Here is a 22,152-nt window from a genome sequence, read left to right as displayed (position 1 = left end):
ATCAAAAAAATGCCAAATAGTTTAGGTTTGTAAACGCTTGCAGGGATTGCAGTTGATTATTAAGCGCACCCTATATTCAGAAAATAACAAGGAATCAAGATACCCATTCCTCAGCCCCGACCGGCAATCGATTGAGTTCATCCCGATAAAACCGCCATTTCGGCAGGAATCGATCCATCAATCCGATAAATCGGCTGTTATGTGTCGGTTCCAGCAGGTGGGTCATTTCGTGCACCACAACATATTCCAGGCAAATCGGCGGTTTTTTGGCCAGTTCGGTATTCAGCCGGATACTGCCGGAATGCACGCTGCAACTGCCCCACCTGGTTTTCATTCTTTGCACATGGAATCTGGTCACGTGCACATTCATGCGCGGCTGCCATGTTTCAATCAATACGGGGATGGCGTGCTTGAGATTCTCGCGATACCAGGCTTCCAGAATCGCCTGTTTTTTTTCCCGGCTTGTTCCCGTCCGGACCGACAGCACCAGTTTATTGTGCCTGAGTTCTACTCTGGGCGGCGTTTCTGTTGCTTCAATTTTCAACAGATAACGCTTACCCCAGACATGGTGACTTTCGCGGTCGATATATTCGTGTGGCGCTTCGCGTTCCTGTACGCGCAGCTTCAACTGCTGCTTCCTGATCCACGCCAGTTTGGACATGACAAACACCCGCAGGGTATCCGGTGACATGCTGACCGGCGCGGAAACTTTGACCCGGCCATCCGGCGGATAGACGCTTAAATGAACATGCTTGATATTTTTTTGAATTACTTCCACATCAAGATCATTCAGTTTCATAGTCAGGATTTCAGTAATCACTTTGCTGTTTGACGATGACAAAAATGCGCTCGACCTCTTCAACATCGTTGACGATTTCAAAAATCGCCCGTTTAATTTGATTTTCTTTTGCCTGATTGTCACGCCAGCCGTCCTGCTTGCTGTCCCTCACCGCATCATTGATTTGCAGCGCCAGCGCTTCATCTTCACCCAAATTGCCGTACAGCACACGCTTGGCCCTGGTATCCAGTGACTTTGGCGCATCGTCCGCTTGTCCTGCCATCACCTGTTTGGCCAGATCGGCGATCTTTTGCAGATATTCCTGATAATCGAGGGCGTTTTGCTTGCGTTGCTTGATGATCTCATCCAGCAGTGTCGACATTTCTTCAAAATACGCCGGATTGAGCAGGTGGTTTTTGATGATATGACTGCGCACATTGTTTTCGATGGTTTCCGCCACCGCTTCCTGATTGGATCTAATACCATCCGGCATCGCGCCGATGGCCTCGGCGATGCCGCTTTTCACAATGACTTCCAGGATCGGCATATCGGCGAAAGGAGAGATCACCACCGATTCTTCCGCCTGAATATAACGGTCGATCAAATAACGCATGTCCGCTTCATACGCTTTCAGATCAATTTTCTCATTGGAAGCGTTTTTGATGACGTCACGCAGTTTAAGAAAGTGATCCACGCGGGCTTGGATATGCTCAGTCGCATCGGCGGTGTAACCAGCGGCTTCCATGTCGTCGCCGATGTTGGCGTAGGCGCGGAGCAGGTTGGCGGTGGCTTTATATAGCGCCGTCCGTTGCACTTCGCGCGCTTTCAGGTCTTCCGGGATTTCGGTATTGCCGCAGAAATAATGAATGTGTTGCAAATCGTCTTGGGGCGGCTCCACTTTCTCGCACAGCAACTCCAGTTCTTCCAGCGCGTTGTCCAGCCACTCGCGGCCTTTGCTCAGCCGGTCCTGGATCAGAATATCGCAATCCTTCGCTTCAAACTGGTCGTAATCCAGTTCTTCGGTATACACCTGAATCGCGCCGGTACCTTTCTCGTTCACCAGCTTTTTGAACAAATCCTTGTAATCGACGATAAAGCCGAATTTCTTGTCTTCGCTATCGAGCCGGTTTACGCGGCAGATGGCCTGGAACAGGCCGTGATCCTGCATCGATTTATCGATGTACAGATAAGAACAACTGGGCGCATCGAAACCGGTCAGCAGTTTGTCGACCACGATCAATAGCTTCATATTCGCCGGTTCGTCGACAAACAGTTTTTTTGCCTTATCCTCGTAAGTTTCGGTTTGGGATTTGCCCGGTTCGGCGTTGACATCGTTCAGCAAGGTTTCGTAAGTGTGATAGATAACTTGCTTGTCCGTCTCGGTGTTCGCGCCGGTTTCTTCGCTGGTGATGTCCCGGGATTGCGGATTGTACGAAGTGACCACCGCGCATTTACCTTTCAATTCGGTTGCCTGGAACAGCTCGTAATAGCGGCAGGCCTCGAAAATGCTCGATGCCACCAGGATGGCGTTGCCCATTTGCGTGCTTAAGCGCGGCTTCACGCTGAAATCCCCGACAATATCGGTCACCACCTTATCCATGCGCGATCTGGAACTGAGCACGTGTTGCATCGTACCCCATTTCTTTTTCAGCTCGGCTTTCTGGAAATCGTTCAATCCCCTGGTTTTGGCGGCAAACCAGTCGTCGATTTTTTGCTGCGAACTCAAGCGTTGATCAATGTCGCGCGCTTCGTACACCAAATCAAGCACCACGCCGTCTTCCACCGCCTCGTTGAATTTGTAGGTGTGGATATATTTGCCGAACACTTCCAGGCTGGTGCCTTTGTCTTTTTTGAGCAGCGGCGTGCCGGTAAAGCCGATGAACACCGCGCCGGGCAGCAATGCCTGCATGGTTTTGTGCAGCTTGCCGCTTTGCGTGCGGTGGCATTCATCGACAAAAATAAACAATTCGCCGACCGCATAGCTCGGCTGGCTTTGCAGTTGCTCGATAAAAGCGTCAAAGTCATCGACATCGCGTTTGCCGAACTTGTGCACCAGGGAACACAACAAACGCGGCCTGGCCTGCCCCAGTTGCGCCATCAGATCGCGCCCGCTGTGCGTGCGGTAAATCGCTTCCCCGGCATCCCTGAAAACGCTTTCGATCTGCTTGTCCAGTTCATCGCGGTCGGTGACGATGGCGATGCGGGCATGCGGATTGTTTTCCAGTATCCATTTGGCCAGCAGCACCATGACGATGCTTTTGCCGCTGCCCTGGGTGTGCCAGATGATGCCGCCGTCCTTGCGGCGCACATGCGCCTGCGCGGCTTTGACGCCGAAATACTGGTGCGCGCGCGGCAATTTCTTCTTGCCACCATCGAACAGCACAAAGTCGTACAGTAATTCGATCAGGCGTTGCTTGGTGCAGATTTTGGCGAGGTATTTATCCAGCTTGTAGCCGCTGTTATCCGCCTCGTCTTCTTTCCACTTCAGGAAAAACTTCTCCGGCGTGCCAATGGTGCCGTATTGCAGCCCTTCGGAATCATTACCGGCAAACACGAACTGGATGGTGCTGAAAAATGCGCCGATGAATTCCGGTTGTTGGTTCACCAGGTTCTGGCGGATGCCATCGCCGATGGAAACGCGGCTGTTTTTCAGTTCCAGCACGCCGATGGCGATACCGTTGACGTACAGCACGACATCCGGGCGTTTTTCTTTTTCACCGAATACCGTCACTTCTTCGGCAATGTAAAAATCATTTTTCTCAGGATGCCGCCAATCGATCAAATGCACCGTATCGGTAGGCAATCCGGCTTCCGTTTTGACCGGCACGCCATAGCGCAACAGTTGATAAACAGCCTTGTTGTTGTGATACAGATTCTGGGCGTGATTGTTGGCCGCACTTTGCAATTTATCCAGCGCCTTGCTGATCTGGCTGTGATCGTAACCGTTGGCGGTCAGGTAGCGCATCAGTTGCGGCACTTCGATGTTGCTGTTGTCCGGCTTGTCTTCCAGATTGCCGAGATAGCGATAGCCCAACTGCTCGCGGAACAATTTCACGACACGGTTCTGGGTAGCGCGCTCGGGTTTGCTGACAGTATTCACCGATCCTTTCCCCTTATGCCATCAAATAAGATTATCAATACCGATTAATTATTTATTATTATAATTTAACAACTTAAACATACAATCTACAAATCCGCCATTTCCTGATCCACTTCTGTCAAATAACCATCAAATAAGAAATTGGTTGTTTTATGCCCACATAGGCACATATTTCCTGTGCTTCCGGGACATATCATCTTCCACAGGTTTTACAAATTCTGCCGCCAGCGTATCTTTGATGATTCTGGATGCTATTGCGCTGTTTTTTGGATCAATACCAAATCGATCGCGCAGACTGGAGTTGGTCATATATTCCCTGTTCACATACTTCAAACAGGCATGCAGATAGCAGGCTCTGATCTTGTCGTTCTTATCCATATTATTGAGGGGCTTATGAGCGAACAATATTGCGCGTGTATGTTCCGCAGTCACCTCGAATACGGGTGCGGGTAACTGATAGTACTCCGTTTGAGAAACGACTTTATCAACACCACTTCCACGTTCTTCGCAAACACCTACCCGTCGCATAAAGGAGGCAACAGCTTCATTCCTGGATTTAGGCGGACTATCAAGAAATCGATCCGTAGCCACTAGCGGTATACCCGGATTGGTAATCTCCATTCTATCTGAAAAGATTTCCACCATTGGCCCGGTACCCTTGAGAAAGAAATCCTGATGAATAAGTGCATTGGCTACCAACTCACGCACTGCCAGTTCAGGATACATAGGTACATTTTTACGCAAGGCCTCGCCGACCACTTCATTTCGAGGCAGCAAGTTATTAATGTAGCCAATCAAACCTTCAAATCCACCGGCATAGCCTTTGGTACCCGTTTGCTCACGAACTGTTTCAACACGACTATTATCCTTATACACAATAACCCGCATAGCCTTGCGTTTTAATTGAGTGAAGTCATCCAGTCTTTTTGCAAACAAAATGGCACCCAGATTGGTAATATTCCACCCGCCTGCTTCACAGGGCATGATCATTTCATCTGCCTCCAATCGCTCAAGAATACCTTGACGATTATCAGGTAACGAAAGATTCAGTAACTCAAAGTAAGCCGGATAATCCAGTAGTTTCAATACGTCATCGTCAGCAACACGATCAAGCGCAATCATCCTCTCAAAAGGAATTTCGTCAAATACACGCCAAAGCGCTCGCTCTTTTTCCGGATATGCCTTTAATTTCTTTTTTGTTGAACCTACACGAATATATTCAATACCTTGGAACTGTACAGGATTGCGTGCTGCACGGGTAATCTCCAATATCACAACCGGTTTATCATCAATTTCGATGTTATAGAAATAAAAATGAATGCGTGGAGTCAACAGTCGCAACAGCCAGCTTTCCAGCTCTTCATTACCCTTGCGAGTTTTATGCGGTGAAAATGTGGTGCCAACGATTTTATGCGTTTCGTTATTGACACCCCAAACCACATAGCCATTCGTTTTGCCGCACAGTGCCGCTGAATTACTGATAGCCGAAATATATTCACCGATTTGTTGCGGATCTTCGTTATTCTCCTTGAACTCAACCCATTCGGTTTCGGTCGGCAAAGCACACAATTCGCGCAATAATGCTTTCAGATATTCCAGTGAACGATCGGTTGTCATACGGCGGCCCCGGTGTTGCTTTCCGGCTTCACCAGCCGGATGCTGCCGGTGAGCAGGTTTTGCATCATGCCTTGCTTGATCTGCCGGTATTTGGCGAGTTTGATTTCGAGCATGGCGATTTCGGTGTCCATGCCGGAGAGGATGGTGGCGATACGGGTTTGTTCTGTTTTATTTTCTGGCAACAAGACATCCATACCGGTTAAAGTCCCCATGACGATATATGGTGTATTACCCGCATTGACTTCTACCTTAATTCTATTTTGGAGATTACGTTCCATAAACACTTTCAAGTAATGCACATCACACTTAAATCTGCTAAGTACATATGTTCGTTGATAAGCATTAAACTTACCCTTAAAATAATGAATATATCCAACATTAGCGCCATTACCAGAAACCAATAATGCTTCATAATCAAAGGCAAAGTGATTAATTCGATAAACTTGTTTTGCGCATGTAAAAAAAGAATACTCACCATTTTCAATCATAGCGTTAGCATCTAATTTACCAGTAGTTATGTTTTCGCATATATCCCCCAACTTTTTCAACATCCATCCCTCTTTCAGCCGCCCATTTTCATAGGGATTGAGCAGGGTTTGCATGGCGCCTTGTTTGATCTGGCGTTTTTTGGCGATGAGGCGGGTAAGGGATTGAATCAGAGCATCGGCATCGCTGAGGGCGTTGGCGATGGCGGTTTGTTCGGCTTTGGTTGGTGGAAGTGAAATATTAAATGATTTGATCTGACCAAAATTTAAACCCTCTCGGTTTCCACCCGCTTGAAAACTATCAATTTGCCGCTGGCCAATATCAGATAGTAAGACACGCGATAAATATGTAGGGCTTAATAAATGATCATTTGTACGAATTATGCATACATGTTGATTAACATTCCCACCTACTACTTCATTCGTTGCAAGCGCACATCGACCAATTGATGCACCGGTAATGTTCAATAAAACATCATTCTTCTTTAACTCGGTATCAGAAAATGTGTTGTGAATTTGATCATCAATAAACACGATATCATCTAACTTAAGAACGCCCCATCCAACATTCTGACTTCTCATGAAAGGGCGACCAAATTGTTTATACACAGTTACACCACCCTTTGGAGTAATACCACTTCCTACTTTCAGAGTGAAGTCACCAAGCTTGATAATGTCCCAATCCTCAGGAATCACCCCCACCTCAGTCTGCTTGTAACCCGGTTTCAATTCCACACGAACCCCATCTTGTGCAAGTGCGCATTGACGGCCTGTTCCAGTTCCGCTACTTGCTGGTTTTGCTGTGGCAACGGCGTTTCATAGCGTTCGGCGAGTTCCTTGATGCGTTGCGTCAGGCGCTGGCTGATGCGATCCATTTCGGAATGAATGTCCCGGTCGATTGCGGCGATCCATTTGTCGTCGACAACCAGTTGCCTGATCTGGTCTGCGGTCAGTGTGGGGTAGAACGCGAGCAGTTCGGCATCCAGTTCCGTTTCAGCGGACTGAATGGCTTTTTTGGTCGCCGCTTCCTGTTCCAATAGCGCCAGGTATTGCTTGAGGAGCTTTGCTTCTTCAACCGATTGCGGATCGTTCTTGATTTCTTTCAGGCGTGCGTTGATGTTGGCTTTGTTGATCTTATCGAGAATCGCAAATGCACCTTCCTCGCCACTGTGCTCTTCTTCCATTCCCACCAACTGACTTTGCAGCGTTTCCAGTTCGGTGTTGAGCGTATCGATAGCCTGCTGCTGTCCGGCAAAGTAGCGGTGAATCACAAGCGTTTTCGGAACCAGATCGCACGTCCAGCCTTTATCGACGGTTTTAGTGACTTGGCCGTCCCTGTTTTTCTTTTCTTCGACGATACGGTATGTGATGGCTTGCCAGCCCCCGCCCGTTTCAACCGGGGCGGCGATCAGGTAGCAATCGTCCTGCATCACGTCGAACCAGAAGTTCATCAGATGCTGGTAGACATCGTACCGGTCGATCAAGGCGCGGCTTTCGTAGGTGGCGAGCAACGCTTCGCTGATGGCGTGAATGGTGTCCTTCGGATGAAAACCGGGTTGCAGTGCTTTTAACGCGGCGGTGGTGTTGTTTTCCCATTGACTGAACACCTGGTTCATTTCGGTCATGTAACTGACAAATTCGGGGTGCGCGAAAATGGTTGGCTTGATGTCGTCCTTGCTGACTTTCAAGCTCAGATAGTTTGCGCTGCGCTTCGCCTCGGCGAATAATACCGATTTTAGGGTAGGGCACACCGCCCAGTAGTCGTGCAGCGCGTCGATATCGGCCTTGGGTATGTCGCCCAGCAGATGCGCTTCGATGTCCTGCAGGTCTTCGGCTTCGGAACTGTCGATATAGCGCGGGATGTTGAGGTTGAATTCGTTCTTTTCGATCTCGCTGAAGGGTACGATTTTGCTGTAGCCTGGGATTTCGATTTGTTTATTGAACACATCGACAATCTTGTGGATGTCCATTTCCCGCAGGCGGTTTTTGTTGCCGTCTTTCATGAATCCCTTGCCGGCGTCGATCATGAAAATGCCCTTGCGGTTTTGCGCGTTTTCCTTGTCGATGACGATGATGCACGCCGGGATGCCGGTGCCGTAAAACAGGTTGGCGGGCAAGCCGATGATGCCCTTGATCAATCCCTTGCGGATAATATTCTCACGGATGACGGCTTCGACATTGCCGCGAAACAGCACGCCGTGCGGCAGAATGCACGCGCCCTTGCCACGGCTTTTCAGCGAACGGATGATATGCAGCAGGTAGGCGTAATCGCCGTTTTTATCCGGCGGCACGCCAAAACCATCGAAACGCTGATGCGGATCGTTTTCCGTATCGACGCCGTTGCCCCAGCGTTTGTCGCTGAACGGCGGATTGGCGACCACGTAATCGAACGTCTTTAGCCCGCCCTGTTCGCTGAGAAACAACGGGTTAGCGAGCGTGTTGCCCTGCTTGATTTCCGCGCCGGGGTTGTCGTGCAGGATCATGTTCATGCGCGCCAGGCCGCTGGTGGCGGCGTCTTTTTCCTGACCGTACAGCGTCACCGGCGTTTTGGCAACATCACTTACTTTCAACAGCAATGAACCGGAACCGCAGGTCGGATCGTAAACGGTGGTCGAAGCCGTGGTTTCGGCCTGGTCGATGTCGATGATGCGCGCCATGATGCGGCTCACTTCCGCCGGAGTGTAGAACTGCCCCTTGCTTTTGCCGCTCTCGGTGGCGAAATGGCGCATCAGGTATTCGTAGGCATCGCCGAGAATGTCGTCGCCTTCCGCGCGGTTTTTGCTGAAATCCAGCGCCTTGTTTTCAAAAATGGCGATGAGGTGGGTCAGCCTGTCCACCATATCCTTGCCACTGCCGAGTTTTTCCGGATCGTTGAAGTCCGGCATGCTGGCTAATTTGTTGGCATTGGCAAGCGGCGCGATGATTTTCTTGTTGATATCATCGCCGATGGTCGGCTTGCCTTTGAGCGCCACCATGTCCTTGAAACCCGCACCCGGCGGAATGGTGATCGGGGCGAACGGCTGCCCGGCGTATTTGTCGCTGACGTATTTGATGAACAGCATCACCAGCACGTAATCCTTGTACTGGCTGGCATCCATGCCGCCGCGCAGTTCATCGCAGCTTGACCACAGGGAGGAATAAAGCTCAGATTTTTTGATGGCCATAGATTCTTGTTGTTTTGAGGTACAAAAAATTACTGCAATGTACTGCAATGTTCGGAATTATCAAAATAGTGTCCGCCCAAAAAAGGCAAACTATCCAAAATCGAGTTATCTCTTTGAAGAATTGCTTCGCATGAGGAAGAAGTGCTGGGGAGGGGGTTGGGGGGGCGCGAGGGTATTTTTGCGCGACAGCAGGGTAGATGGCAGAAGGCACTCTGACCACCGGTTTTAGCCGGTGGTCAGAGTGCCTGAAAATTAGACAGATTAATAGTAAAAATGGAATTTTTGAGTAGGCATTAATTGAACGGGAATGTCCACTCTTTTGTCCAGTCATCATCTGCATCCCTGAATGCGCCGATATAGTTAACTGGCGTAAAGAAGGCATCAGGAACCGCTGTACCGCCGAGCGTCAGCGGTGATCCACTCGCCGGTAAGTAACCACTCAGCAGAGGATCGCCTTCCTGATTTTCAGATTGCGACAAGAACCAATCAGACGTTGTAAACGTAGCGCCTTCACCATCACCAAAGTTGCCGGTACAATTTACAAAAGAGTGCCCTATTGTCAAACTACCGCTTAAACTACCGGGAGAACCCGCGTTGGTAAAGGTTGCTGGTCCATCAATCTTTAAACAAGAGACAAAACCGCCTGTAATAACCGAATTCCAGATATTGGCACCGGTTCCACGACGTAACAATACACCTTCCACTGCACTACCCGTACGACCAATAATAGTCATATTGGACAGTATCGGTTGAGCACGTGGGGCGCTGCTGTTATCTACTTCGTTGTTGTCGGCTTCAATACCACGATCGCCAGAATCTGCCGCCTGTTTGATCAAAACAAACTGCGCACGCCCTTGCCAACCATTTGTCCAATCCAGGGAATCATCTCGAATACTCGTTAATACCAGATGCTTCATTTGCACTGTGCCGCCGAAGACTTCGACACCATCATCCAAACCCGCATGAACTTGAACATAATCAATAACCGTTCCTGAACCAACACCATTCAACGTCAAGCCATTGAGTTCCTCATCCTGACGAACGGCATCACCCGCAAAAAGAATTTGTACATATTTGAGCACCCCACTGTTATCCGTAGGGTTGTTACCGCCATAAATCTCAGTGGTAACCGCCTCAAATGGAATTTCGCAAACAGGCACACCTGCATTACACCCATTGACTGGTGCATTGCCGGCGAGAACCAAGCCAGCCCATTCTCCTGCATCCTGGCCTATCGCACCCGTCATGATAATTGGGTTATCCGGTGTTCCCTCTGCCATAATTTTTGAATCGCGTCTGATCCACAGATATGCCTTGTCCAGACCAATGATTTTGGTGCCGGGATTTATGGTCAAAGTGGCACTTTGCGTTTTATCGCCACCAACATAGACAGGTCCCTGTAATATCCACTCTGTATTATTTGTCAAAGTAGCATTCGAGGTAATCGTGCCACTCAAAATACAGGAATTCGCAGTCGGTCCTGGTTGCGCAAAACTCGGGCAACCTTGGAATGCATTATTCACCAGTTGATCGACTGTAAAACGCAGCGGATCGGACCCCGGTACCAATTTTAATTTGGCGTAAAACTCATCCGCACCCACAGTGACAGCTGCAACGTGCACTGCGCTTGTATCCGAATCAAACACATTGCGTTGCCCTGTTGTAGCAGCAATCGAATTCGCAGCGATCAATTGCAACTCATTTCCGATGAGTTGTAATTGAGCACTATAAAATGCGGATGATCCGCCACTCAAGACTTCAACAACAGGAAAATCTGCAATACCCGATGCCGGATCAAAAGTTGCGGTTGCCGCATGGCTGTTCAATGCCGTGAGACTTAACAGAAGCGCCGAAGCGATAATGGACTGCTCTTTCATACGATGTAGATTAAACATGATTCACCCACCTCCAGGTTATTTTTAGGGTGAAGCCAATCTAACAACCCAACATGACAGGGATATGACACTCCAATGTTCATGTCGATATAAGCGGTATAAGTGTTACTGACAACAACCGGAAGATGACTTCCGTGGCGCAACATTCCTAAAACCGTGACCAGTGATCAGCCGCAATTTGCCCGTTTTCGATGACGAAACGGTAGTGATACTGATCAATCTTATAAGTCCACACTTCCCGTTTAATATAAACAATTCCACCGAATGCCCGGGTCTGCACCAGCCCCAGATCAGTCCGCACATTCGGTTCGCCCAGATTAATCAGCAGTTTATCCGACAAATCACCTCTGGAAATAAGGTTGCCGTTCGGTGCGCGAAAACCGCATAGCAGCATAACCGCAGCGATAACGATGAATATTTTTTTCATGATGAGTCCTTTCCTGGCACACGATTGTTCTTGATTCATCCTAGCCTGAAGATGATTAACACAGGCTGAACAAGTGAAGGAATGGATCCACGGTGGTGTGGATTGGCTGCAATGCAGAATGAGGAGTGCTCATGCAGCGGGTTAAATTCCGGCGGCACGTTATCTGAAGTCGAGCCTTAACAGTTAGTCAACGCACGGTTTTTCTTTCAAGATTCGCGCTTATACCGCATCAGTAAGCCCACCGCACGCTGAAATTAAAAACGCGCCCACGGCGAAATTGACGGCTAATTTCATTACCTTGCAGGATAAGCACATCATCATCGAGTAAATTCTGCGCCGTAACCTGCATTGATAGCCCTTTATACAAATTCTGACTGACGACAAAATCCAGTTGATGAAAAGGTTGTTCGTATTTATCCGGGGTGCCTAATAATCCTGCGGATACAATGCGTTTACTGGCAACGTTATATAACAAGGTAGCTTGCGTCTTCCAGGCAGGATTGTCATAGCCAATCTGGAAATTAACAATGTGCGCGGAATGGCCTTGTAAGGATCTTTCAGCAGTTGTCAAAGACTTAAGATTCTCCTCATTCAATTGAACTTTTGAGGTAGACCATGTGTAATTTCCGCCAACAAAAAAATTCTGCAGGTGTGGATGAACAAAATCCAGTTTTTTTAATAATTCAAATTCAAATCCATAAATATTCGCTTTGTCAGTATTCTGATAGGTATTGAGTACACCTGACCCTACTTGAGTAACCAGTTCAATCGGATTGGTCAAATCCTTCCAGAAAAAACCGGCGAAGATATTTTCACTGGGTGACAAGTAATACTCCCAACGCGCATCCCAGCTCGTAATGCTGGTTTGTTTGAGATTTGGATTGCCGATGGTTTCCTGATTGGTATTGATATCCGTAAATGGAGCAATTGACAATTCCCTGAAATCTGGCCGCGATAGCGTCTGGCTGAACCCCGCACGCAATTGTTGCTTATCAGTGAGAAACAAGGTTGCCGTTGCAGATGGCAACATGTCAACTCTCTTCAGCCCTGCGGTTGTAGGCAGGTTATCCTTAAACGTATTAACTTTCTGATCATTATCCTCCCAACGCAATCCACCGGTAATGTTGACTTTGTCGTATAACAACCAATCCATTTTTCCATAGTAAGAAAGCAAATTTTGTGAAGCCGTATAGCTTTCGCTGGTGCGAGTTACGTCACGCAGCTGGAACCCGTTTCTTCCAATGAAGTCCGGTTGCAGTATATTTTCCAGTGAAGATTGGCTTAACACGGAGTTATTTACAGCATCCGGGCCAGCAGGAAAATAATTAAAGCGCTGAATATTGGAGTCACGGGTTTTATGCTGGGTGACAAAACCGCCATGCACAGTCACTTTGTGGTCGCGCAAAATCTGTAATGGCAATTTCCCATCGACCCGCCAGCTCTGATCTCGATCTATCAAGCCCGAATACATGATCTGATTACTATCAACCTGGCGAGAAAAGGAAAAATCACCATTTCTTAAGGTATCGTCGTAACGATAATCTCGTGTTTTAGGCTCAGCCCGCCTGGCAGTTGCGTCAATAAATAACCAATTAATAGAAAAATCTTTTAATTTTTCAAACCGATGTTCTCCTCCTGCTTGATGCATTAACAATTGATTTGAGAAAAATTTTAATCTGGTCCGACGAAGATCAAACGTCTCGGCATCGGTAAATCCTTGAGAAATTCTGGCTTCGTCGAACGATTGGCGCAGAAACATAGTTTTTGCAAATATCTTATGGGTATCCTTATACATAAGCTCTGTTCCCCCATAGCCGGTCAGATGTACTTCACGCAACGATCTCTGCATCTCAAAATCCATTTTTTTTATTAATGTGCCATTACTGATAGCAAATTCACGATTAACTTCGTTCTGCCGTCTGAATTCCTGTTTCCAGCCGGAGGCTGCAATGTAGCCCAAAGTAAAGTCTCCCAAGGTAAAACGATCGCCGATGGAAGCTTGAATGCCAGTATCCGGGCCCCGTTTCTTCTCATTCACGTCCCACACATCTGATAAATCCTCGCCAAATTTTTCGAGCTGCGCAGATGTGACGCCATTCGGATTAAATGGAGACTGTAGTCTTAAATTCCCATTCTCAGTTGCATTGGCGATTGAATCAGGTAATGCACGCGCACCGTCATCATAGCTGGTGAAATCGGTCCCACCGCCTTTGTAAGTCAGACCGTTCCGAAAAGTCGTGTTATCGTTGATACCCGCTTGCAAATTCAAATTGAAGAAAAAATCATCGGGAATGCCGCGCGTGCGCATTTCCAGCGTGCCGCCAGCAAACTCCGCAGGACGATCCGCCGAGTAGGTTTTTTGAACCATCACGCTTTCCAGAATATTGGTCGGAAAAAGATCCAGTGGCACCACGCGCCGGGTTGCATCCGGACTGGGAATGGCTGCACCGTTGACCAAAGTCGTGGAAAAACGCTCACCCAGCCCGCGAATAAAGATGAACTGACCGCCGACCAGGGTCAATCCGGAAGCCCTGCGCAGCGCACTGGCCGCATCGCCATCGCCGCTGCGGCTGAATTGCTCAGCGCCCAGAACGGTCGCCACGGCGGAAGACGCTCTTTGTTCCTCAATGACGGAGGCAATCGTGCCGGCAAGATGCGGTTCCAGCACCACATACTCGGCCAGCTCAACACCAGCGGGGGTGAGTTTGAAACTCAGACCGGTATTGCGGCCATTTTCGATTTTCACGTCATCCTGCGTCTGGCTGCTGTACGCGCTATGCAGCAGCGAAACGCTATAACTGCCTGTCGGTACGGTTGCTGTTACCTGTCCTTGCGCATCCGTGCGCAGTTTCTGCTTTGATCCGCTCAGAAAAACCTGCACATCCTTCAGTGGTTTTTGCGTTTCCGCCGAAAGTACTTGTACCGTGACCGTTCCTTCACCCTGATCGCGCGCCGGTTCGGCAGCCCCCTCCGATCCCGCCAGCGTGCCGGCCACCGAGCTCTCAATGTTCAACAGCGGTTTCTTCCGGCTGTCATAGAAGGTGATCAGAATCTGCGCATTTTCCGCGCTGCGCAGCGGCAATTCGAAAGTGAATTCCTGGTCTTTTGTTTTGAGTGTGAATTGATACAGCCCGGCGGGCAATTTCCCGGCAATGCTGCCATTGGCATTCGTCCTCAGCGGGGCATCTCCATCAGGTTTCCAGGTATAGGCAGAGGGAATGGCTTCAAAAATCAGTTTTGCATTGGATTGCCCGTATGCCTCGCTGCTGATGGATAAATCCGCATCGGCGATGGGCAAGCCATTCTGGAATAGATGAATTGAAAATTCAGCTTTTTCTCCGGCTCCCCACGCGCATGGACTCATCAGAGCAGCAACGATTAGAACCCATGCGGCAAGCGTGCAACGTTCCATGGATGGCACAATATTAGACCAGAAAGATTGGTTAGATTTAGTGTTCATTTAGCGTACCAAGCCACTCTCCACCGGCAATCCGTTTGCTGGTTGAGATAAATTCTCGGTTAATCAGTTAGGAAAAGTGCGTTAGGCAGAGGTATTAAGACGGCATCAACAGAAATACAGCACGCGGCAATTCCCAGGTTGCAACCGGTCGCATTACGTACATTGCCATGGCTCGGTTTTGCAAATTTCCATTAAACGGCGCAGCTCGGTTCCTTTTCTGAAGAGCTCGGCATTCTTGAGATGATCCAGATGCTTATTGGCTTCGGGAAAGCGGCGGTTGGAAAACAGCGCATAAGCCAGCGCATAACGTACATCCTGATCTTCCAGCAACCCGGTGCGGTACAGGCTGGATTCCATATTGGCTGCGTGTTCAAACTGCCTGAGTGCGAGCAAAATCGACAGGCGCTGTTTGAGTTTTACTTTCTGGTCAGCGATGCTCTCATTCAACGTCAATGCCTTATGGAAGCGGCCTGCGCGCCGGTAGATCTCGGCTGCCTCGGCCTGTAAAGCGGGATTCAGTAATGCCGCCTGTTCCAGAATAAATGCCGCCGAATTGAGTTTTCCCTGATCCAGATAGGTATGCGCCAGCAGCTTGGCAACCATTTCATCATGCGGAAATTGCAAACGCGCAATTTCCAGAATATTCAAGGCTTCCTGATATTCCCTGCTGAGACGCAAGGCGTTGCCAAAGGCCACATAATCGGCGGCGCTGGCCTTGGATCGCTGCAGATATTCCCTGCCCAGCCTGATTGCTTCCTGATACAACCCCAGCTCGACAAAATAGAACACTTTTCTCTTGAGAAAGCGCATATCCGCCGGAAAGGCTTTCTGTCCGTCATTCAGCGCATGAATGGCGGCATCAGTCTGTTTCAGATGCCAATAGGATTCCGCTTTCAAACTGATCAACGCCGCGTCCTGATTGACTCGGTTGCCGGCCTTGCCAATCGCATCGATCGCCCGCCGGTAATCTTTCAAATCGAAATGGATTTGCGCCAGATAGATAAAAATTGCCGGATCCTGCTGCCCCTGCTTAACCGCTTGCTGCAAACTGTCCTTCGCCGCCTCAGGATCATGCAGACCCATATAAGCCAGTCCCTGCAAGGTATAAAATCTCACCAGATCGGTTTTCTTGTTTTTCAAGTCAACGCTTTGCAACGCCAGCAACGCGCGGTCGTGATGGCCATCCTTCAGCATGATGGCAGCGAGCTCGATAGAGTCCGTCGGCTGTGCCTTATTCTCGGCGGCCCATAAAACAGGGCTGTAAACGCTCAGGAAAATCGCAACAATGATGTAAGACATCTGTTGAGCGTACCGGATGGTTATTGTTTGCATGAGTATCGAACTGGGAAATCAGGACAGGTCAAACCGAATCTTTTGCTTGGCCCAGACACGAACCGTTTCTCCCTTGTATTTTGCCGGCTCGAAATGCCATGCGCGGATACCCTGCAGGGCAGCCGAATCAAACATGCCTGATGGATTGGATTCGAGCACTTGCACTTGATTGACCGAACCATCTGCTTCAACCAGCACGGACAGGACGACATAACCCTTGATGCCATTTTTCTTGGCAGTCGGCGGATATTTGAAAGATCCCCGCGTAACCGGCCTTGGCGGCACATCGACCAGATCCGCCGTCATGACGGCATTACCCGTTTTACCCAACAAACGATCATCCAGATCCCTCTCGTGGCCGTCACCCAAACCCAGCAGCCCCAGGTCGATACCGGACAGCGCCGTATCCAGGCCCTTGAAAGGCGCTGGTGCTTGCGGCCGGGCCACTTGTTTTTTAGGCTCCACTTTCTTGATTTCTTTTTTCGGTTCTTGCTTGATTTCCCGGGTCATGCTGATTTCCGTCACTTCCTGGGGCGGTGATTTCTCAATCTTTCCCATGTAATGATTCATCATCAGAATCAAACCGAAAACCAGGATCAATCCGAACAGCATGGAGGCCATACCGGCCATATGCTGTTGCCATTTCATTGTTTCCATTTGTCTTTACCCCGCTTCTTTTTTAGTTGCAACCCCCACGCTCTCGGCACCCGCCAGACGCGCTTGATCCACGACTTCAACCAGTTTTCCCGCCGGCACGCCTTCATCCGTCACAACCAGAACCACTTTGCTGGCGGAAGTACTCAACAAATCACGCAGTTTGCTTTGTATCAGCCACAATCGCACCGGTTCGCCGTCCATATAGGTATCGCCGTTACGGTCGATAAACAGCCGGATTGCCTTGCTCGATGCCGCAATGGAGCTGCTGGCCTTGGGCCGTTCCAGTTCCAGTTTCATGTCTTTGACGAAGGTTGTCGTCACCATGAAGAAAATCAGTAATATGAATACGATATCGATCAGTGGTGCCATATCGATGGTGGCTTCGGCCTCGACCGGTTCATTATTTCTCATCGTGAATGACTTCCCGTTATGTGATGGTTTTGCGTTTGGTGGCACAACAGGTCCTTGACCTGGGAGAGATCCTGCTCAATCTGATGCTGCTTGCGGTTCAGAATACTGTGCGCCAATAACCCCGGAATCGCGACGGTTAAGCCCATTTGCGTAGTAAACAAGGCTTGCGAGATACCCCCGGCAATGCCGCCGGATTGTGAAAATAATGTCATGGTTGCGAGCGAATCAAACGTTTCGATCATGCCGATCACGGTTCCCAATAAACCCAGCAAAGGGGAGATCAGAATCACCACGCGCACCAGAACAGAAAACCGTCTGATTTCGCTTTCATACTCATAAAAAGCCGCATCCAGATGACGCCGGAGGTTTTTGACACCTTTCTTCTTTAACGCGATACCTTGCTTGATCGCCCGCGCTACGATATTCCCACCCGGTTCGTCATCATGCGTCTGATAATATTTCAGCATGTCGCGCACCCCCATCAACCTGGGTTCTTTCATGACCCAGAAGCGGTAACCCAGTCCGTACCACAGCAGCAGGATGCACAGCACCAGCGGCGGCATGACCATTCCACCTGCGGTAAACAACGCCTTGATGAACAGAATTTGCTCAGAAAAATTCATTTCACGCGCCACTCAATACCGGGGTATTTTCACCGGCAGCAGACACACCGACATCTTCCATATCAAGCCCGCCGCCCAGAAAAACATTAATGATCCTGAGCGCCGAATGCTCCATGCCGCGCTTGATGTTTTTGGCCCACGCGGATAACAGGGAACCCAGCAGCAATACCGGAATGGCCACAATCAGACCCAGCTTGGTGGTGACCAGCGCGATCGCAATGCCATCGGAGAGTAATTTCGGATCGCCGGTACCGAACTCGGTGATCATGTCAAAGGTTTCAATCATTCCGGTCACGGTTCCCAGCAAACCAAGCAGCGGGGCTATCGAGGCAATCACCAGAATGGCCGGGCCGAACCGGTCCAGCGGGCCGGATTCCTGCAGAATCGCTTCGTACACAATGCCTTCCATATGATCCCGGTCATCCTTCAAATGCCGCAAGGTGTAGTGCAAAACCCGTCCGATAGCGGATGAGTCATCCTCACAACTTTTTTTGGCGACCTCCAGATCGCCGGAAGTCAATTGCCGGATGATTCGGTCGGTCAGCAGTTTTGTGTTGGCGCCATTCGAACGCAGTAAATAAGCCCGGATCAGAATCAGAATGAGCGCAACGCCCCCCAGGATGACAATGACCCAGCCAATCGGACCGCCCGAGTCGATAATACCGACGATGGTTTTTTCCGGTGTTTCTTCGATGGTGGTTGTGCGTGACTCAAACAGATACAATTGCAGCAAATCGGGTTGCTGGTTTTTATCCAAAGCCGCAGCGGCCTCGGCACCAGCACTTTTCCACACCTTAAAATCACCGCCACCCACCGGCACCAGGCTGCCACCGCCTTCAGGACTGACGCCATAAGCCGCGATATTGCCTAAATGGATCAGGCTGCCCTGCGTTTGCTTACCATTCTCCAGAAAAAAATTTCCCGGCTTTGTTTGTATCGCGCCCAGCGTTTGCAGCAATGACAAGGCCTGGTTAAATAAATAACCGGTTTTGATCTGATCGTCGTTAATTTGATCATCGCCGCTCGTTTCCTTGACGGATGAAGGCATTTCGATGCCATGATTCTTCAGGGTTGCTTCAGCTTGCAGATAAGTTGTCTCGAGCGCATCGCTGCGTTCACTGACAGCCGCTTCCTTGCGTTCGACTTCGGATAACTGCGCGGTGAGCTGGTCAATTTTGGCCGAGCGTTCCACCGAACCGCGTTCCAGCGCGCCAATCCTGCCATTGAGCGCTTGTTCCTCACGGTTTACGCTGGCTTGATAACTTCTCAGCCGCTCGGTCAATTCGCGCTTCTGCGCTTCCAGGAAGGCAAATTCACGTTTGTAGGCTGTTTCCAGATTGACGGTTTCCTGCCGGGCGGTCTTTTGCTGCGATTTCACGCTCTCCGGGGAGTTATCCGGTTTTGCCGCAGGGACAGAAACGGCGCTATTCTGTGAGGGCATTGCGCTTTTATCTTCGGCCGCAACAGCGGGGCTTCCCAATACGCACAGCAGTAATAAAAAATAAACTTTTTTCATTTTCTTAATGGATTCGGTAATTCAAAATAACCCTGACGTATTTGTTTCTTCAACGAATCGAATAGATTTTTGATGCGCTCGGCATCACTCGTGTTATCGACTGTTTCAAATCTCCAGCCGCCGTCCGCTGCTTTTTTAGCCATTCCAACCTGGCTATCACGGGTTTGAAAGAACAGGAACACCGTTCCCAGTTTGGCAATATCAACCAGGATCCGCTCTCCGCCCAATGGAATGGTTTGCTGGTAAATTCCATTTTCCTTGCTAAGGCGAATTTCATCTTCGATCAACGACCAGACTTGATTGGCCGCCTTATTGGGATCGACTAGCTGATTGGTAATATTATTTTCCAGGTCTTCAATGGCCTTGATGCGATCCTCCATTTTGAAAGGAAAACCGGTCTGAATATGGCGCTTATAATCATTCAGAACTGTCAGCAAAACGGGTTTCAGATTCTCACTGGATTGCTCCGTCTTTTTTGAACTCTCGGTCATTTTGTCAATGGAATGCTGCAATTTCTCGATGCTCATCTTTTGCCTTCTTTCTTCCACGCTTAAATCCGCCAGTTGCGAATTGAGTGCGGACATCTTGCTGGCATGTTTTTCCTTTTCAAGATCCAGTTGCGTTTGCAGCGTCTCGACTTCGCCCCGGACCTTGGCCAGCGATTTGGCTAGATTCTCCAAACTACTGGCCGTAGCCACCGGCACGGAAAAGAGCAGATAAACCAATCCACCCCACAACATTATTTTTTTAGAAAAATGGTTATGCATAAGTCCCTCATCAACGATGCTTGTGCATACTACAAGCCAAATATTTCATTTCCATGACAGCTCGATGTCATTTGATGAAGAATCGCCAGGCGAATTAAGGGAGCATGTGCTGGTCTCGACTGCCCGCCCGCTGGCAACAATCGAGAAATGAAGTGAAATTTCCGGGAAAGGGTTGCTGAAAGGTTATAGCGTAATATGGCGTTGAGCCAGATTGAGCAAGGCAGGCTGGGTAGATAGAATCAGGGTAGTACGCTTACTGGTTAATGTGAGCAGTGCTTGTTGCAATAGTGGATCATCCAGATTAAATTGGGCGATGCTTTCATCAATGATGACAATCGCCGGGTCTTTCAATAGTACGCGAGCGATCAGCAGCCGCTGTCGTTGACTATCTGTCAGCATGCCAATACTTTGTGGGCCCAGTCTGGTTTTATGCCCGCGCGGAAGTTCTCTAATAAATTCAGTGGAATGGCTGGCATGTGCAGCGCGAGTAATCTCTGTTTCCGTGCTGCAACGTTTTATGCCGTATGCAATATTGGCTGCGACCGTGTCACTTAACAGCTTCCTGTCCGGAGATAGCCACGCGATATTTATCTGGCGTATGGCTGGATCAATATGACCGGCGTCGTGTTCATCCAGTATGACCCGGCCTGTCGTCGGCAAGGTGAAGCCAGAAATCATCATGCAGAGAGTCCGTGCCGAGCAGGGGGTAATATCGGTGATGGCAAGCCGTTCTTCGGGTTTGACCAGAAAATTGAGGCGGGAAGATAATTGCGTGCGGTTAGCATCACAGTAGAAACGAACGTTCTCAAAACACACGGTTCCGTGGAGTCGTCTGATAGGGTCTGTGTGTGCGTTACGGCAGGTTGTTGATTCAGGAGGCGGCGATTCTTCGAGCAGATGTGGCGCATCGATTAGCGCAGCAATGGAGAGAAAAGGTATACCGTTATTTTTCAGCAGGCATTTGATTGTCAGTAGTCGTTTTAAAGGCAAGATCAGTATCAGCAAGGCGGAAACGAAGGTGACCATTTCACCTGGTGCCAGTTTGCCAATTACGATCTGCTGTAGCGCGTAATAGAGCAGCATTGTCATCAGACTGACCAGGAATAACCGCATCAACATACTGGTCAAGACGGCGCGTCCCATCTGTTTTAGCGAAGCCCGGTGTTGTTGGTCAAGCGTATAATGAATAGTCAGGATTTCCTGCATACTGCCATGGTCAAGCTGAATCAGGTGGCGATGTGCGATTGCATTTCGAATGGATTCGACAACATTGGCTTCCATCACATCGGCCGTCACCTGACATCCGGTGTCTGTGCCAGGTAATGGCCAGGTCAGCAGGACGACAGTTAGTGCCGCCATGGATAGCAGCGCCAGTTCCTGGTTCAGAAACAACAAAACGGTTGTGAGCCCGATGACAACCAGTAAATCTCTCGACAGAATGTTAACCAGGCGACTAAGGTAATCGAGTAAATTATTAGCTGCCGTGAAATGGCGCGACGTGATCGTTTCGCTGGAGATACCAGAATGATCGGACATGTCACTCATGGAGCGCGCTAACAGTTTACCGTGTAAGTGCAAGGCAAGCTGCCCTCTCAGACGTTGCAACGTATAATTGTTTGCTAGATTGGATGCACTGGCAGCCAATAGCAATGTCGCCATTAGCAGTGGTAATTCCTGTAAAAGTAGACGGTTACCCTCTGGAAGCGCATGGGTGAATAGCTGTCCAATGACTAGTGGCATTGCGACAATAGTAGCTGCGGTGATCCCGGCGCTGAGAAGTATAATCAACAGGGTTTGCCAGCAAGGAATATCAGATTCCTTGAGCCATTGCAGCAAAGTTGAATAAAAAGCAGTTTTGGTGGGCAAAAATTTGTCTGTCATGACACGTAAAAAATTTTCTAAGGCAAGTATTCTTTGTTG

At 49.2% G+C, this 22,152-nt stretch carries 15 protein-coding genes; all 15 read right to left on the bottom strand.

Annotated elements, in window-relative coordinates; all coding sequences use genetic code 11:
* Positions 1–94: 94 nt before the first annotated feature.
* Complete coding sequence (locus IPG31_04185; protein MBK6617587.1) at positions 95–865, bottom strand: M48 family metallopeptidase; 771 nt, start codon at positions 863–865, stop codon at positions 95–97.
* Complete coding sequence (locus IPG31_04180; GenBank protein ID MBK6617586.1) at positions 810–3,878, bottom strand: HsdR family type I site-specific deoxyribonuclease; 3,069 nt, start codon at positions 3,876–3,878, stop codon at positions 810–812. Before IPG31_04180 ends, IPG31_04185 begins: the two co-directional genes overlap by 56 nt.
* Positions 3,879–4,028: 150 nt before the next feature.
* The gene (locus IPG31_04175; protein ID MBK6617585.1) at positions 4,029–5,495 is read right to left on the bottom strand and encodes a putative DNA binding domain-containing protein; all 1,467 of its coding nucleotides are present in this window, start codon (positions 5,493–5,495) and stop codon (positions 4,029–4,031) included.
* A complete protein-coding gene (locus IPG31_04170) occupies positions 5,492–6,715 on the bottom strand; it encodes a restriction endonuclease subunit S (GenBank protein MBK6617584.1) in 1,224 nt (407 codons plus the stop codon). The genes IPG31_04175 and IPG31_04170 overlap by 4 nt, the downstream gene beginning before the upstream one ends.
* A complete protein-coding gene (locus IPG31_04165) occupies positions 6,706–9,144 on the bottom strand; it encodes a type I restriction-modification system subunit M (GenBank protein ID MBK6617583.1) in 2,439 nt (812 codons plus the stop codon). Before IPG31_04165 ends, IPG31_04170 begins: the two co-directional genes overlap by 10 nt.
* A 293-nt stretch (positions 9,145–9,437) precedes the next feature.
* On the bottom strand, positions 9,438–11,039 hold the full coding sequence (locus tag IPG31_04160; protein MBK6617582.1) for a hypothetical protein: 1,602 nt from the start codon (positions 11,037–11,039) through the stop codon (positions 9,438–9,440).
* A 148-nt stretch (positions 11,040–11,187) separates the two neighbouring features.
* Complete coding sequence (locus tag IPG31_04155; GenBank protein ID MBK6617581.1) at positions 11,188–11,466, bottom strand: hypothetical protein; 279 nt, start codon at positions 11,464–11,466, stop codon at positions 11,188–11,190.
* A 229-nt stretch (positions 11,467–11,695) separates the two neighbouring features.
* Positions 11,696–14,878: a TonB-dependent receptor gene (locus IPG31_04150; GenBank protein ID MBK6617580.1), complete on the bottom strand. Its 3,183-nt coding sequence runs from the start codon at positions 14,876–14,878 to the stop codon at positions 11,696–11,698.
* Between the two features lie 201 nt (positions 14,879–15,079).
* Positions 15,080–16,258 (bottom strand): tetratricopeptide repeat protein, encoded by a 1,179-nt coding sequence (locus tag IPG31_04145; protein ID MBK6617579.1) that lies wholly within the window; start codon positions 16,256–16,258, stop codon positions 15,080–15,082.
* A gap of 18 nt (positions 16,259–16,276) precedes the next feature.
* Positions 16,277–16,915, bottom strand: a complete 639-nt coding sequence (locus IPG31_04140) for an energy transducer TonB (GenBank protein MBK6617578.1) — start codon at positions 16,913–16,915, stop codon at positions 16,277–16,279.
* Between the two features lie 6 nt (positions 16,916–16,921).
* On the bottom strand, positions 16,922–17,326 hold the full coding sequence (locus IPG31_04135) for a biopolymer transporter ExbD (GenBank protein MBK6617577.1): 405 nt from the start codon (positions 17,324–17,326) through the stop codon (positions 16,922–16,924).
* Positions 17,323–17,949 (bottom strand): MotA/TolQ/ExbB proton channel family protein, encoded by a 627-nt coding sequence (locus IPG31_04130; protein MBK6617576.1) that lies wholly within the window; start codon positions 17,947–17,949, stop codon positions 17,323–17,325. Before IPG31_04130 ends, IPG31_04135 begins: the two co-directional genes overlap by 4 nt.
* A 1-nt stretch (position 17,950) precedes the next feature.
* A complete protein-coding gene (locus IPG31_04125; protein MBK6617575.1) occupies positions 17,951–19,465 on the bottom strand; it encodes a MotA/TolQ/ExbB proton channel family protein in 1,515 nt (504 codons plus the stop codon).
* Positions 19,462–20,232: a DUF3450 domain-containing protein gene (locus tag IPG31_04120; protein MBK6617574.1), complete on the bottom strand. Its 771-nt coding sequence runs from the start codon at positions 20,230–20,232 to the stop codon at positions 19,462–19,464. Before IPG31_04120 ends, IPG31_04125 begins: the two co-directional genes overlap by 4 nt.
* A 183-nt stretch (positions 20,233–20,415) precedes the next feature.
* Positions 20,416–22,113 carry an ABC transporter ATP-binding protein gene (locus tag IPG31_04115; GenBank protein MBK6617573.1) on the bottom strand — a complete coding sequence of 566 codons (1,698 nt, stop codon included), beginning with the start codon at positions 22,111–22,113 and terminating at the stop codon, positions 20,416–20,418.
* Between the last annotated feature and the right edge of the window lie 39 nt (positions 22,114–22,152).

The sequence above is a fragment of the Nitrosomonas sp. genome, assembly GCA_016703745.1.
Taxonomy (GTDB): Bacteria; Pseudomonadota; Gammaproteobacteria; order Burkholderiales; family Nitrosomonadaceae; genus Nitrosomonas.
This window is presented reverse-complemented; position numbering and strand designations above follow the sequence as displayed.

Bases quoted from the DNA above. Each gene is read 5' to 3' on its own strand.
- IPG31_04150 (MBK6617580.1), bottom strand. From the start codon at position 14,878: ATGGAACGTTGCACGCTTGCCGCATGGGTTCTAATCGTTGCTGCTCTG.
- IPG31_04175 (MBK6617585.1), bottom strand. From the start codon at position 5,495: ATGACAACCGATCGTTCACTGGAATATCTGAAAGCATTATTGCGCGAA.
- IPG31_04160 (MBK6617582.1), bottom strand. From the start codon at position 11,039: ATGTTTAATCTACATCGTATGAAAGAGCAGTCCATTATCGCTTCGGCG.
- IPG31_04140 (MBK6617578.1), bottom strand. From the start codon at position 16,915: ATGGAAACAATGAAATGGCAACAGCATATGGCCGGTATGGCCTCCATG.
- IPG31_04165 (MBK6617583.1), bottom strand. From the start codon at position 9,144: ATGGCCATCAAAAAATCTGAGCTTTATTCCTCCCTGTGGTCAAGCTGC.
- IPG31_04120 (MBK6617574.1), bottom strand. From the start codon at position 20,232: ATGCATAACCATTTTTCTAAAAAAATAATGTTGTGGGGTGGATTGGTT.
- IPG31_04130 (MBK6617576.1), bottom strand. From the start codon at position 17,949: ATGAATTTTTCTGAGCAAATTCTGTTCATCAAGGCGTTGTTTACCGCA.
- IPG31_04135 (MBK6617577.1), bottom strand. From the start codon at position 17,326: ATGAGAAATAATGAACCGGTCGAGGCCGAAGCCACCATCGATATGGCA.
- IPG31_04145 (MBK6617579.1), bottom strand. From the start codon at position 16,258: ATGCAAACAATAACCATCCGGTACGCTCAACAGATGTCTTACATCATT.
- IPG31_04115 (MBK6617573.1), bottom strand. From the start codon at position 22,113: ATGACAGACAAATTTTTGCCCACCAAAACTGCTTTTTATTCAACTTTG.
- IPG31_04155 (MBK6617581.1), bottom strand. From the start codon at position 11,466: ATGAAAAAAATATTCATCGTTATCGCTGCGGTTATGCTGCTATGCGGT.
- IPG31_04185 (MBK6617587.1), bottom strand. From the start codon at position 865: ATGTTGAAGAGGTCGAGCGCATTTTTGTCATCGTCAAACAGCAAAGTG.
- IPG31_04125 (MBK6617575.1), bottom strand. From the start codon at position 19,465: ATGAAAAAAGTTTATTTTTTATTACTGCTGTGCGTATTGGGAAGCCCC.